At 60.8% G+C, this 13,483-nt stretch carries 10 protein-coding genes; 4 read left to right on the top strand and 6 right to left on the bottom strand.

Going from position 1 to position 13,483, the window contains the following annotated elements; all coding sequences use genetic code 11:
• Positions 1–104 precede the first annotated feature (104 nt).
• From BGE01nite_RS26265 to BGE01nite_RS26255, 3 genes are all read left to right on the top strand, one after another.
• Positions 105–2,696 carry a PSD1 and planctomycete cytochrome C domain-containing protein gene (locus BGE01nite_RS26265; protein WP_146855441.1) on the top strand — a complete coding sequence of 864 codons (2,592 nt, stop codon included), beginning with the start codon at positions 105–107 and terminating at the stop codon, positions 2,694–2,696.
• Positions 2,697–2,815: 119 nt separating this feature from the next.
• Complete coding sequence (gene nagA / locus BGE01nite_RS26260) at positions 2,816–4,006, top strand: N-acetylglucosamine-6-phosphate deacetylase (protein WP_146855439.1); 1,191 nt, start codon at positions 2,816–2,818, stop codon at positions 4,004–4,006.
• A gap of 194 nt (positions 4,007–4,200) precedes the next feature.
• A complete protein-coding gene (locus BGE01nite_RS26255; RefSeq protein ID WP_146855437.1) occupies positions 4,201–5,799 on the top strand; it encodes an NAD(P)/FAD-dependent oxidoreductase in 1,599 nt (532 codons plus the stop codon).
• Positions 5,800–6,115: 316 nt separating this feature from the next.
• On the opposite strand, the gene BGE01nite_RS26250 is transcribed toward BGE01nite_RS26255, so the two are convergent.
• From BGE01nite_RS26250 to BGE01nite_RS26230, 5 genes are all read right to left on the bottom strand, one after another.
• A complete protein-coding gene (locus BGE01nite_RS26250) occupies positions 6,116–6,952 on the bottom strand; it encodes a L,D-transpeptidase family protein (RefSeq protein WP_246145808.1) in 837 nt (278 codons plus the stop codon).
• A gap of 4 nt (positions 6,953–6,956) precedes the next feature.
• On the bottom strand, positions 6,957–8,099 hold the full coding sequence (locus tag BGE01nite_RS26245; protein ID WP_146855435.1) for a M20 family metallopeptidase: 1,143 nt from the start codon (positions 8,097–8,099) through the stop codon (positions 6,957–6,959).
• 80 nt (positions 8,100–8,179) lie between these two features.
• Positions 8,180–10,078 (bottom strand): hypothetical protein, encoded by a 1,899-nt coding sequence (locus BGE01nite_RS26240; RefSeq protein ID WP_146855433.1) that lies wholly within the window; start codon positions 10,076–10,078, stop codon positions 8,180–8,182.
• A gap of 15 nt (positions 10,079–10,093) precedes the next feature.
• Positions 10,094–10,489, bottom strand: a complete 396-nt coding sequence (locus BGE01nite_RS26235; protein ID WP_146855431.1) for a hypothetical protein — start codon at positions 10,487–10,489, stop codon at positions 10,094–10,096.
• A 103-nt stretch (positions 10,490–10,592) separates the two neighbouring features.
• Positions 10,593–12,020 (bottom strand): DUF1501 domain-containing protein, encoded by a 1,428-nt coding sequence (locus BGE01nite_RS26230; RefSeq protein ID WP_146855429.1) that lies wholly within the window; start codon positions 12,018–12,020, stop codon positions 10,593–10,595.
• Between the two features lie 93 nt (positions 12,021–12,113).
• On the opposite strand from BGE01nite_RS26230, the gene BGE01nite_RS26225 reads away from it, so the two are divergent.
• Positions 12,114–12,971 (top strand): ATP-grasp domain-containing protein, encoded by an 858-nt coding sequence (locus BGE01nite_RS26225; protein ID WP_146855427.1) that lies wholly within the window; start codon positions 12,114–12,116, stop codon positions 12,969–12,971.
• Positions 12,972–12,989: 18 nt separating this feature from the next.
• On the opposite strand, the gene BGE01nite_RS26220 is transcribed toward BGE01nite_RS26225, so the two are convergent.
• Positions 12,990–13,409 carry a hypothetical protein gene (locus BGE01nite_RS26220; RefSeq protein ID WP_146855425.1) on the bottom strand — a complete coding sequence of 140 codons (420 nt, stop codon included), beginning with the start codon at positions 13,407–13,409 and terminating at the stop codon, positions 12,990–12,992.
• Positions 13,410–13,483 lie beyond the last annotated feature (74 nt).

The following is a 13,483-nucleotide window of genomic DNA, read 5'->3' as shown; positions in this document are numbered from 1 at the left end:
CTTGCCTCTTGTGGTTATAGTATTATTTAAAATGCTCTAAAGCGTGAACAACGTACTCGCGCAAAAACCCTGCCCCAAGCTCCGTACATCCTCATCCCCCCTTGATGAAGCTGACACCCGCCGCCTTCCTTTGCACCCTCGCCGTGATCTCTCACGGTGCGGATGCCGTGCTCACGTTTGAAAAAGACGTGCGCCCCATCGTGAAGGCGCACTGTACGCACTGCCACGGCGAGGAGGAAAAGGCCAAGGGGGATGTCGACCTGCGCCTGCGCCGCTTCATGGACGACCTCATCACCCCGGGTGATCCCGCGAAGAGCAAGCTCGTCGAAGTCATCCGCAGCGGCGACATGCCTGAGGAAGGCAAACCTCTCACCGCCGAGCAGCTCGCCATTATCGAAAAATGGATCGCCCAGGGCGCGAAGACCTCCAAACCCGAGCCTCTCGCCCTCGCTCCCGGCCCGATGATCTCTGACGAAGACCGCGCCTACTGGGCCTTCCAGCCTGTGAAGCGTCCTGCTGTTCCACGCAATGTCGATGCCAGCCAGATGCGCACCCCTGTGGATGCCTTTGTGCTCGCGAAGATGGCCGAGAAGAATCTCAAGTTCGCCCCTGAAGCCGACCGCCGCACGCTCATCCGTCGCGTCACCCTCGACCTCACCGGGCTGCTGCCGACCCCGGAGGAGGTCGATGCGTTCGTCGCTGACAAATCTCCTCTCGCTTACGAACAGCTTGTCGACTGTCTCCTCGCTTCCAAAAACTACGGCGAACGCTGGGCACGTCATTGGTTAGACGTCGTCGGTTATGCGGACTCCAATGGCTTCTCGGAAGCCGACTCCGTGCGCCCTCATGCCTGGCGCTATCGTGACTACGTCATCCGCTCGATGAACGATGACAAGCCCTGGAGCGAGTTCATCCAGGAACAGCTCGCGGGCGATGAACTCGCCGGCGTCACGCACGCCAGCTACCAGCAGGCCGTGCTGGATCCCAAGCGCACGGACCAGCTCACCGCCACTGCCTTCATGAAACTGGCCCCTGATGGCACAGGTGATGGCCCTGAAGACCAGAAGCTCGCCGCGAACCAGACCATCGCCGAGCAGATGAAGGTCATGACCTCGTCGCTCATGGGCCTCACCGTCGCCTGCGCGCAGTGCCATGATCATCGCTATGATCCCATCACCCAGGCCGACTACTACCGCCTGCGCGCCATCTTCGACCCCGCCTACTTCTGGCAGGGGTGGCGCAGTCCGAACAACCGCCTCTACTCCCTCTACACTCCGGAAGAGCGCGCCAAGGCGAACGAGATCGAGAAGAAGGTGGGCGACATCAATCGCGAAGCCCAGGCGATGAGCAAAAAGTTCCTCGATGAGATCTTCGAGGTCGAAATCTTGAAGCTTCCCGAGGCCGAACGCCCCGCCTTCCGCGAAGCCCGCGCCACAGCGAAGGACAAGCAGACCGCCGAACAAAAAGCATTGATCAAGAAGTACCCTTCGGCTCTCGCCACCTACTCACTGGATCTCTATGACAAGAAGAAGCAGGACCTCGTGCTGGCCAAGATGGCTGAAGGCACGGCCCTGCGTGGCACGAAACCGCCTGAAGGTTTCGTGATGGCCATCACGGAGGTGAAGCAGAACATGCCACCATCCCACCTCTTCAATCGCGGCGATCACGAGCAGCCGAAGCAGGTGGTGGAACCTGGCGAACTTGGCATCATCGCGCAACCAGACATCGAACCCCTCAAGCCTGTCAAAACCATCGGCGGTTCCACCGGCCGTCGTCTTGCCTACGCACAGTGGCTCACCAGCGGCAAGCACCCTCTGGTGGCCCGCACCCTCGTGAACCGCTTTTGGTTAAACCACATGGGCCGCGGCATCGTCAACACACCCGGCGACTTCGGTCGTCTCGGGGAGCTGCCCACGCATCCGGAGCTTCTCGACTACCTCGCTGACGAATTCGTCAAAGGTGGTTGGAAGTTGAAGCCTCTTCATCGCCTCATCCTGCTCAGCGCCGCTTATCGTCAGTCCTCCGTCAATGATCCTTCGTTGCGCGCTGATCCTGAGAACAAGCTCTACGCCCGTTTCAAGCTGCGCCGCCTCGATGCCGAGGCACTGCGTGACTCCATGCTCGCCGCCACCGGCGTACTCGTCCCCACCAGTTACGGCCCGCCCAGCGGCATCGGTCGCGACCCCCAAGGCCGCGTGGTCACGGGCATCGACAAAGGCACCATCACGGCCAACAAAGTAGACCCTGCTGGCGAGGCTGACTTCCGCCGCTCCATCTATGTGCAGGTGCGCCGCAGCAGACCCGTGACCGTGCTCGATACCTTCGATGCACCCACCATGACGCCGAACTGCGAGATGCGCTCGCAGACCACCGTCGCCCCGCAGTCCCTGTTGCTGATGAACGACACCTTCGTGCTCGAGAACGCTCGTCGCCTCGCCGACCGCGTCGTGAAGGAATACCCCACCGATCCACGCCAGCAGCTCGACCGCGCCTGGCAGCTCCTCTTCGGCAAACACGCCACTGAGGCCGACCTCACACGCTCCCTCGCCTACGTCGAAGCGCAAACCAAAGCCCTGAAGGACTACCATCACAGCATCCAGCACGCGAAAGGCGTGGTCCCCAATCCCCCTCAGGAAGCCCTCGCCAGCCTCTGCCAGATCCTCTACAGCTCGAATCGCTTCCTCTACGTGGAGTAAGGGATGGACACCGGCGCGGCAGCGCCCTGGAGCGCGGAACTCCGATTCCGCAGCCGGGTTGAACGAAGCCTTGATATAGATCTGCCTATCCAGGCTTTCCGACACCGCCTTCGTATTTCATGCCACGCCTCATCTTCACCCACGTCACCGCCATCCTCCCCGATCGCCTGATCGAAGACGCGCAGGTCACCTGCGAAAAAGGCCGCATCACCGCCATCTCGCGCAGCACCAAGAGGCATCCTGCTGATGCCCAAGTCATTGATGGTCGCGGCGCCTACATCTCCCCCGGCTTCATCGACATCCACGTGCACGGCGGCGCAGGCGCGGACTTCATGGATGGCACCGCCGAAGCCGTGCGCACCTCCTGCCGCGCTCACGCCAAGCACGGCACCACCACGATCTTCCCCACCACGACCACAGGGTCTCCCGCGCAGATCCACGCCATGCTGAATGCCACCTGCAAGGTGCAAAAGGAGCACAGCATCGCCAACGGCTCACGCATCGCTGGAGTGCATCTCTACGGTCCCTTTTTCGCCGAGGACAAGGTCGGCTGTCATTCGCTCGAAGGCCGCCGCTCCCCCACACCCGCAGAGTATCGCGCTTACTTTGATACTGGCATCGTGCGCGTCGCCACCTGTGCTGCCGAGCTTCCTGGAGCAGCCGAGTTCTATACAGAGTCGAAGAAGCGCCGCTGCCTCATCACCTGCGGCCATTCCAACGCAAGCTGGCCCGAGATGGCCGCCGCTTTCAAGAAGGGCATGAGGCATGTGGACCATTTCTGGTGCGCCATGAGCAATGTCTCCTCCGTGCGCGCCCGCTGCGGTGTCCCCATGCGCGGCAGCATGCTGGAATTCGTGCTCGGCACCGCCGACATGAGCACCGAGGTCATCGCCGATGGTTGCCATCTCGCGCCTGAGCTACTCGACTTCGCCTTCCGTCTCAAAGGCCCGCGCAAACTCTGCCTCGTCACGGATTGTAACCGCGCCCTCGATCAACCTCCCGGCAAATATCGCTTCGGAGCCGAGTCCGATGGTTCCTGGTTCGAAAGCGATGGCAAAGTCGGCTGGGCACCCAATGGCAGCCTCGCCAGCAGCATCGTCGGCATGGACCGTATGGTCCGGCAGATGAAAAAAGACACCTCCGCCACCCTGCCCGAGGTCATCCGCATGGCCAGCCTCACCCCCGCCGAGCTCACCGGCATCGCCAAACAGACCGGCAGCATCGCCGAAGGCAAATCCGCCGACCTCCTGCTCCTCAACCGCAAGCTCGAAGTCCGCCGCGTCTTCATCGGCGGCCAGGAATTCAGGTAAGATCCCGTTCACATCATACGCGCCGAAGTCGCGAAGCGTCCTGGACTGCGCCGGCCCTCCGGCGCTCTTGAAGTCCAAAGGACAAACCTCCAATTCATTCATCGCCGAAGTCCAAAGAACCCTCCGAGCGCCGCACTTCCCCTCAAGCCCTCCCTTGCCAGCCCCGAAACACGGCCTAGAGAGAAATGCCCTTCATGCTGCAAATCTCCCAGCTCTCTCTTCCTGTCGATCACGCCGACGCCGACCTCCGTCAGGCGCTGGTGAAGGGCCTGGGCATTGCCGACAAGGATCTGCTAGGCTTCACCATCAAGCAGCGCGCCATCGATGCCCGCCGCCAGCACGTGGCCTTCAGTTTCACCCTCCTCGCCGAGGTGCAAAACGAGGCCAAGGTCCTGAAAGCTCTCGCCGAGGACACCCAGATCTGCATCGCCCCCGATGAGACCTACCGCGAATGCCCTCCGCGTCCGGATCACATCGCCTCCGGCAGGCCTGTCGTTGTCGGCAGCGGCCCTTGCGGTCTCTTCGCCGGTCTGCTGCTCGCTCGTGCAGGCCGCAAACCCATCCTCCTCGAACGTGGCAAGGCCGCAGGCGATCGAGCACGTGACGTCACTGGCTTCTGGCGCCGCGGTTGGGATTTCAATCCCGAGTCTAACGTTCAGTTTGGTGAAGGTGGCGCAGGCACTTTCTCCGATGGCAAGCTCTACACGCAGATCCGCGACCGCGAGCACCGCATCCCCTGGCTGCTGCGCGAGATGGTCGCCGCCGGTGCACCTGAAGACATCTTGCTCAAAGCTCGCCCACACATCGGCACTGATCGTCTGATCAAAGTCGTGCGCCATATTCGCGAGGAGATCATTTCCCTTGGTGGCGAGGTGCGTTTCAGCTCTCGCGTGAAGGATGTGATCATTGAGAAGGGCATCATGCGCGCCGTGATCCTCGGAGATGACACCGTGATCGAAGGCTCCCCCATCATCTTCGCCATCGGTCACAGCAGTCGTGATACCTTTGAGATGCTGCATCGCCGTGAAGTTCCCTTTGAAGCGAAGCCCTTCTCCATCGGCGTCCGCATCGAGCACCCGCAGAGCCTGGTGGACAAGATGCTCTACGGCAAATGGGCCGGTCATGCACGGCTCGGCTCAGCACCTTACAAGTTCGTCGCGCATTGTCCCACAGGACGCGCCGCCTACAGCTTCTGCATGTGCCCCGGCGGGCTCGTCGTCGCCGCGAACTCGGAAGCTGGAATGGTCGTGACCAATGGCATGAGCAGCTATGCGCGCGCTGAATCGAATGCGAACAGCGGCTTCATGGTGGACATCCGTCCGCAGGACTACGGCGAGCATCATCCGCTCGCTGGTATCGAGTTTCAGCGCCAGATCGAGCGCGCCGCCTATCGTCTCGGCGGCGAAAACTACCACGCACCTGCCCAGCTTCTCGGCGACCTCCTTTCCAACCGCGCCTCCACCTCACAAGGCGATGTGAAGCCCAGCTATGAACCAGGCGTCGTGTGGACTGACCTCCGCGAATGCCTGCCCGAGTATGTCATCGCCACGCTGAAGCAGGCGATCCCACAGATTGCTAAAAAGCTACCAGGCTATCAACTCGATGACGCTGTCCTGACTGCCGCAGAAACACGCAGCTCATCCCCCGCGCGTATCCCGCGTGATCCTGAGACGCTTGTCTGCACCGGCATCGGCAACTTCTACCCCGCCGGTGAAGGCGCAGGCTATGCCGGCGGCATCATCTCTGCGGCCGCAGACGGCATGCGCGTGGCCGAGGCCGTGCTGCGGGCATAAGCTTTACATCGAAGGATGTTACGTGCACATCGGCTCCCGAATCTAAAGGGCCAAAGGCCCGAAACTCCTCAGCCCAGGCCAACGGCCTGGGATATGGCGCACCTCGGCCCACCCCCGTGAACCCGAGCGCCGAAGGTGCGACACTCGACTCCTCGCGTCGAGTCACTGCCAGCACCCAGGAGTCGAGTGTCGGCCCTTCAGGCCTCTGTTTCGTTGAACGCTGCTATTTCGTCATTCCCAGGCCGTTGGCCTGGGCTGAGGAGTGCCGCCTCTTCGAGGCTCCAAACAATAACAGCCTAACAAACATCATTCCAAGTTATAGGCGCAGTTGATACTGCCCGTCCACGATCGCCATCTCCGGCACTTCATGCCGTGCTTCAAAGTGCTGCCACGCAGGCCGTAGCTCATTCCGCCAGAAAGGCTCTGCCGGGTGTTCCCCCGCGCTGTTCATGTTTTCATCCGTCATGCGAAACGGAAACAAATGCACCGGCACCTTCTCCTGCCCTTTCTCGATCGCCGCTTGCACCAGCAAATAAATCTCCTCAATCACCGGATCACGCATGGCCAGGCATCCCACGCTGACATCACGACCATGAATCATGATGAAGCTGCCCGTGCGCTGATGCTGGAGATCATAGGCATTAGGATAACCAATATTGAAAGCCAGATGGTAGCTGCTTCCCGGATTCATCTGCTTCAGTGCCACGTCATAAAACCCCTCAGGCACCTGATAGTCTCCTTCACGTGTCTTCGGCCCTGCGTACCCTGATGCTGATGCCACCGGATAGGTCCTCCAAAGCTGCCAGCCCGCGCCCGAGCGCAACCAAAGCTCCAGCTCACGCTCCTGCTTGAAGGCCCGCAGATAAACGTCCGCACCTAGTTCGAGCTCACGTTTCTTCAATTCCTCTTTCAACACCGGCAGCACACGCTGGTTCACATCCGCGAGCCGCTGAACGGCGGACCACGTGTCCCACACTCCGGGCGCAGGAGGTGCGGCATAAGGCAGCGGAATGGGAGGCGGAGGCATGAAGAATGATTTCAGATCAGGCATCGGCAGACAGTTCTCACAGCCACCCGGAGTCTTCTGCCAATACCACGCCGCCGTGCTCATCAGCAGGAGCAGCGCACCATAAAGCAGCAGACGTTTGATCATGGCATCATAGACTCAGCGAGCGCAGAAACTTGCCAAAAAATTCCGCCCCGGCCTCAAGATCCGCGCACTTGATGAACTCATCCTTGGTATGCGCCTGGGCGATGCTGCCTGGCCCGATGGCGATGGCCGGCGTGCCTTCCGCTGCCAGGAAAGCCGCATCACAGAACCAAGGTGCCCCCGTCAGCGAGGCCCCGCAGTCGATCAGCTTCTGCAGCAGAGGATTCGCTGGATCCGTGTCCAGCGGCAAGGTCTCCGGCAGCGGCTCAATGGTGGCCGTGGGATCAATGCTCTGCACAAACTCCGTCAAAGCTCTCAGAGCGCCGACATTGCGGTTCAAACCCGGTGTTGTGCGCATGTCCACGCGCAGCGTGCAATGGTCCGCCACGATGTTGCTGCGGGTGCCGCCCTTGATCATGCCCAGGTTGATCGTGCTGGCACCGAGCCATTCATCCACTCCACCGAGCTCCACCAGCTTCGCGCGGAAGCCTGTGTCCAGCGCCTGCACAATCACTGCCATCTTCACGATGGCATTCACCCCGCGCTCCGGCGTGGCACCATGAACGGCCAAACCAAAAGTATGAATATCCGCCCACAGGCAGCCCTTGTGTTTAAAGACGGTCTTCAGATCCGTGGGCTCACCCACAATGGCCAGATCATACGGCCCATGATGCTTCGCAAAATGCTGCGAGCCAAGCTGCGCGCTCTCCTCCGACATGAACCCCGCAAAATGCACTTCCACGGGCAACGTCGGGATGATGTCACGCGCCTCATGCAAAGCCCACAGCATGGAGGCCATGGGGCCCTTGGTATCACTCGCGCCACGTCCCCAGACGCAGCCATCACGCACCTCGCCTCCGAAAGGCTCGATGATCATGCCGCCAACACTCACCGTGTCCGTGTGCGGTCCGAAAACGATGCGCGGCTTCTTGCCTCCGGTGCTTGGAAAACGTCCGATCACATTCGGACGTCCCGGCTCCACTTCGTCCAGCACCACCTCGGCACCTGAAGCCTTCAGAAACTCGCCCACAAACTCCGCGCAGGCTTGCTCGCCAATGTGCGGTGTCCCCGGATCACCATCGGGATTTACCGACGGAATACGAACAAGGGCCTGACAGAGTTCGATGACGTTCGCGGGTAGAGCTGGCATGATTTCAGAAAGCCACAAAGCACGCGGAGGCGCAAGCGGGCAGGATCATACCATGCGCCAAATCTTCGTCACGGACTGGCTCAAGGCGCCACCGTTCCCGTCGGAGGCGGTGCACCACCATCCTTCAGGCTGGTCACCACGCGCTCAATGCCTGTCTTCGCATAATCACTCGGTGGATACATGTGGCGGGCTTTCAGGTACCAGCCGAGAGCGGAGCCAGACTGCTTCCGCTGCTCATGCTGTTTTGCCTTCTCGATGGCACTGACGAACTCGCTGGCCTTCACACTGAGCTCGGAGCGCATCTTCGTGACCTCGGGATCTTCCGGGAAGCGCACATACACACGCTCCACGGCCTCCCAGGCGCCAAAGGCATTGCCAGTCTTGCTCTGCTCCTCCGCCATCTTCACCACCATCGTGACCTCGGTCACGTCCGCGATAACCTTTTTGATCTGCTCCGTGCGTGCAGGATCGTTGATCGCGGCAGCGAAATAGCGGCCCTGCTCATTGAAGATCTGGCGATATGACCGCTGGCTGAGATGACGGTCGAGATCCAGCAGCGCCTGCGCCTGCACATCACTGTTCTGGCCCACCATCTCAGAGAGGCCGCGCAGCTTCGGATTCGTGGGCCACATCTCCGCGGCGGCCTTCATCTCAGAGGCATAGGTGCCTTGATCACCTCTCAAGATGGCCGCCTTGGCAGCGGTGAGGCGCATGTCCGCCAGCGCACGCGCGGTCTCGATGGCGGCCTGCGGCTTGGAGAAATCAAAATCCTTCGAGTTCTTCCGCATCTTCGTCACCAGCTCCTCGGCGAGACCGAAATCCTTCATCTCCAGCGCGTTCACCAGCTGGTTGCCATCACGCACATAGTCCAGCACCTTCAGCTTCTCGGCGAGCGGCAGACGGCGCACGCGCGGCAGGTATTCACCGATGGCAAAAGCCTCCATGAGGCGGTTGCTCGCGCTCTGGTAGTCCTGACGCAGCACCAGCTGCTCAAAGGCCACCACCGCCTCATCCACGCCACGGATGGCTTCGGAGGAAAGGCTGTCAACCAGGCTCACCGTGGGTGGCACGCCCATGCCAGCCGAGAAAGCTTTCTTCAGATCCGAGTTGTCATCCAGCTGCAGCACGCTGTCGCCATCCCGGAACATATGTGGATACAGGCGGCAGGCGATCAGCGCGTGCTCAAAGCGGCGCTGCAGGAACATCTGCAAAATGAGCGCCTGAAACTGCACCTTGCTGGTCACTTCAGACAGACCCGCAGCGGTCTCATTCATCTTCTTGCGTGCCTCGATCTCGGCCATCTCCTTGATGTAGCCGGACACACGCCCCAGCGTGGTCGCTGTGGTCTGCTTCTGCGCGTTGGACGCCGCCGCACCGCCTTTGGAACTGCCTGACTGCGGAGCCATCTCCGAGTTCGAAAGCGCCACCTCGTTGTTCCACTCGAGCTGCTTGCGGCGCTTGCCCATCGCATCATTGGCTGCGCGCAGATTATTTACTTTTCGTTGGGCCAGCCACACATCGTAGACGCCGTTCGCCATCGTGTTGCAAAGGCCCGCATCGATGCGGAAAGCCCCTGCCTCAGGCAGCAACGCAAAGGCCGCGTGCACATCCGGTCCGCCCTTGCGTGTCGGCGCCAGCAGCAGAACGATCTCCGCGATCAGGTCACGATAGGCCTGGTCCTCGGCGCTGTTCGCCTCAGGCGTGGCCAGATAGATCTCGAACTTCGAGCGCACGAGGCGGTTGTTGTTCACCTGCCACATCTTGCCATCCCAGGTGACCATCTCATTTCCGGTGTCGGCATGCGGCAGTACTCCACCCATCATCTGGTTGTTCTGGGACGACTGGTTCCCGCCGCCACCGGAGGAATTGGCATTGGAAGGGGGTGGTGCGGACTGCGGGGCTCCGGGGCCTGGCAGAACCTGGGCCGAGACTGCGGTGGCCACCAGGGTGAGTCCGAGAAGGAGTTTTGACGTCTTCATGGGGGAATGATCAAATCAGGCTTTGAGGAGTTGCATCACTTCGAGCACGCCATTTTCCAGGACTCGCACTTTAAAAACATAGCGCTGACCGCGCTGGATATTCGCTTCCAGCTTGGATGGCACCAGCACCGGCACAAAGGTGCCCCCCTCGCTGATCTGCACGGAGAAAAGGCGGTCGCTGCCCTTCCAGGAATCCAGGCGGTTGTCGATCGTGCCCTCGACCTTGTAGGTGTTCCCGGAGAGCGCATTGGAGCTGTCCAGATACTCTTCCGTGCTCAGGAGCGTGAGGCCGGTCATGGGGTCGACGCCGCGGTTCAGCAGCATGAAACCTCCACCGATAAGTCCGGCGAGGAGTGCCACGATGGCGATGAGATGTGCGGGTTTCAGCCCGGATTGGGCACGGCGAGCCATGATTTTGGGGGGAATTAGCCCTGAGTTTAGCGGTCCGGCCCTTAGGCAGCAACACTTCGCTGGGGGGATGTCTAACCTTGAATTGCCCGTTTTGTCGCAGTTTTTACGCCAGTAGCCCCTTCACCACCTCCCCGTGCACATCCGTCAGCCGGTAATCACGCCCCTGGAACCGGTAGGTCAGCTTCGTGTGATCGATGCCCAGTTGATGCAGCAGCGTGGCATTCAGATCATGCACATGCACCGGATCACGGACCACATTGAAGCAAAAGTCGTCCGTCTCGCCGAACTGGATCCCCGGCTTGATGCCCCCACCCGCGAGCCACATGGTGAAGCAGCGGCCATGATGATCGCGGCCATGATTCGTGGGCTCCAGCTTGCCCTGCGAATACGTGGTGCGACCAAACTCACCGCCCCAAATAACGAGAGTCTCCTCCAGCATACCGCGCTGCTTGAGATCACGAATCAAGGCCGCTGAAGGTTGGTCGATATCACCACACTGCAGACGAATGTCGCTCGGCAGATTGTAGTGCTGGTCCCAGCCGCGATGATAGAGCTGGATGAAGCGCACGCCGCGCTCCGCCATGCGCCGGGCCAGCAGGCAGTTTGCCGCAAAGGTCCCCGGCTGGCGCGACTGCGGCCCATAAGCATCCAGCGTGGCCGCGCTTTCATCATTCATCGCGGTCAGCTCCGGCACACTGCTCTGCATGCGGAAAGCCATCTCATACTGCGAGATGCGCGTGGCGATCTCAGGATCATGCTGAAGCGCCAGTTGCTTCCGGTTCAGCGCCGCGATGACATCCAGCTGATCCCGCCGCGTGGCACGGTCGATGCCTGTCGGATTCGAAAGATACAAAACCGGATCACCACTACTACGCAAGGCCACGCCTTGATGGCTTGAAGGCAGAAAGCCCGAACCCCACAGCCGCGCATACAGCGGATCCGCAGGCCGCGCGGCGCTGCCACGAGAAACCATGACCACAAAGGCAGGCAGATCCTGGCTCTCGCAACCCAGCCCATAACTCAGCCACGCACCAAAGCTCGGCCTGCCCGGCTGCTGATGGCCTGTCTGCAGATACGTCACCGCCGGATCGTGATTGATCGCCTCCGTGTGCATGGAGCGGATGATGCAAAGCTCATCCGCCATCTTCGCCGTGTGCGGCAGCAGCTCGCTGACCCAGGCTCCGCTTTGACCATGCTGCGTGAAGTTAAAGAGTGATGATGTGACCGGCAGAGTCTTCTGCCCGCTCGTCATGCCCGTGAGCCGCTGATCACCACGCACCGTGGGCGGCAGCTCCCGGCCATGCAGCTTCTTCAGGCCCGGCTTGTGGTCTAACAAATCAAGCTGCGACGGCCCGCCGTGCATGAAAAGGTAGATCACCCGCTTCGCCTTCGGCGCGATGTGGGACAGCGCCTTCGCATCTCCCATCAATGAAGCCAACGCCACTCCACCGAGGCTCACACTGGAACCTCGGATGAATTGACGGCGCGTGGCCAAGCCGGCCAGCTCCACGTGATGGATGACGTTTCCCATGCTCCCTCATCAACGGCTTGGCAGGAGGAATCATTGCAGTTCTCGCCATAACAAGCTCTTGAGAAATCACCCATTCCGTGGGATGACCAGGTGATGCAGCATTCCGCAGAAGACATTGATGTCTTCCAGATCGAGCGAACTCTTTGGATCGCCGAGGCGAAGATCGGTTTGCCCGTGTATGATTTTCCGTTCAGCCAGATGATGGATTGTCGTCACGGGCGTTTTGGCTTGGACGAGGTCACCGCCATCGGGCGCTTCGGTGCCGCCACCAACTATGATGAACTCTACGCGGGCTTGCTTGAGCAAGGCGTGCGGCTTGTTCACTCACCCGAACAACATGCCTTGTGCAGTGATCTGCCGAGCTGGTATCCGCTGATCGAAGGCCTGACACCCGAAAGCTGGTGGTTTGACAAAGCTCCTGATGCCAAGACGGCAGGCGAACTGGCAGGCTGGCCGCTTTTTCTCAAAGGCAGCCGCCAGACCAGCCGGCACAAGGCCAGCCTCTCCATCATTCACAATGAAGCTGAGTATGAGACGGCCATCGCCTCCTACGCGACGGATCACATGCTGCACTGGCAGCAGATCGTGATCCGTCGTTTTGAAAGACTGCGCAGACTGGAGGCTGACATGGGCCAGAAGATCCCGGCCTCGTTTGAGTTTCGTTCCTTCTGGTGGCACGGCCAGCTTGCTGGCGCGGGCCCCTATTTCTGCGAGTTTGCCCGCTACGACTGGAATGCTGCCGAGAAGCAGCAGGCCCTGGATCTCGCCGCCGAGGCTGCACGCCGAGTCGCGTTGCCGTTCGTGGTCATCGACATCGCCCAGAAGCAGGATGGCTCCTGGATCATCATCGAGGTCAATGATGCCCAGGAGTCTGGCTACACCGGTGTGAAAGCGCTGCCGATGTGGCAACGCATGGTGGAGCTGGAACGAGACCGGATTTCCCTGGCATAAGACCTCAGCGAGGCAGCATTAAACAGGCCAGGCGAAACGCACGGACTTCGGCTCGTCGGCGCTGTGATCAAAACGGCGGAGCTGGGTGAAGATCTCGATCTCCTCCGGCTGGCCGTTTTTTACATGCACGCGGAACTGCACGCAGCGCGGATCACTTTCAGAGGGGTCGAGGCTCCAGCCCCAGGAGAACCAGGGCTTGCCCTGGGCGGAGGTGGAGCGGGACTGGGACTTCATCGCATCCGGCTCAAACACGGCTCCTGCGGTCTGGCGACCGGCGATGCGCACGCGCCAGGTGCCGGCGCTGTCGGTCTCCTTGTAGGCCACATACGCGTAGTCGTCATTGTTCACCGCATCGTAGGCATCCAGATAAGCCAGCTGCTCATACTGGGTGCTGCCCGGAACGAAAGCGGGGGCGTCGATAAGTTGCTTGGAGGACATAAAAAGTGGGGGTATGGCCGCTATCCTGGCACATTTCCCTCCCCCCGGGTATCCTACTAAGGTCTGATACACCA

Origin of the sequence: Prosthecobacter gellanilyticus, assembly GCF_007992435.1 — a bacterium.
GTDB classification, from domain to species: domain Bacteria; phylum Verrucomicrobiota; class Verrucomicrobiia; order Verrucomicrobiales; family Verrucomicrobiaceae; genus Prosthecobacter; species Prosthecobacter gellanilyticus.
The sequence above is the reverse complement of the archived record's forward strand: the minus strand, read 5'-3'. Positions and strand labels throughout refer to the sequence as shown.

Excerpts from the sequence above, each read along its gene's own strand:
- BGE01nite_RS26265 (WP_146855441.1), top strand. The coding sequence starts at position 105 with ATGAAGCTGACACCCGCCGCCTTCCTTTGCACCCTCGCCGTGATCTCT.
- nagA (WP_146855439.1), top strand. The coding sequence starts at position 2,816 with ATGCCACGCCTCATCTTCACCCACGTCACCGCCATCCTCCCCGATCGC.
- BGE01nite_RS26235 (WP_146855431.1), bottom strand. The coding sequence starts at position 10,489 with ATGGCTCGCCGTGCCCAATCCGGGCTGAAACCCGCACATCTCATCGCC.
- BGE01nite_RS26245 (WP_146855435.1), bottom strand. The coding sequence starts at position 8,099 with ATGCCAGCTCTACCCGCGAACGTCATCGAACTCTGTCAGGCCCTTGTT.
- BGE01nite_RS26225 (WP_146855427.1), top strand. The coding sequence starts at position 12,114 with ATGCAGCATTCCGCAGAAGACATTGATGTCTTCCAGATCGAGCGAACT.
- BGE01nite_RS26250 (WP_246145808.1), bottom strand. The coding sequence starts at position 6,952 with ATGATCAAACGTCTGCTGCTTTATGGTGCGCTGCTCCTGCTGATGAGC.
- BGE01nite_RS26220 (WP_146855425.1), bottom strand. The coding sequence starts at position 13,409 with ATGTCCTCCAAGCAACTTATCGACGCCCCCGCTTTCGTTCCGGGCAGC.
- BGE01nite_RS26230 (WP_146855429.1), bottom strand. The coding sequence starts at position 12,020 with ATGGGAAACGTCATCCATCACGTGGAGCTGGCCGGCTTGGCCACGCGC.
- BGE01nite_RS26240 (WP_146855433.1), bottom strand. The coding sequence starts at position 10,078 with ATGAAGACGTCAAAACTCCTTCTCGGACTCACCCTGGTGGCCACCGCA.
- BGE01nite_RS26255 (WP_146855437.1), top strand. The coding sequence starts at position 4,201 with ATGCTGCAAATCTCCCAGCTCTCTCTTCCTGTCGATCACGCCGACGCC.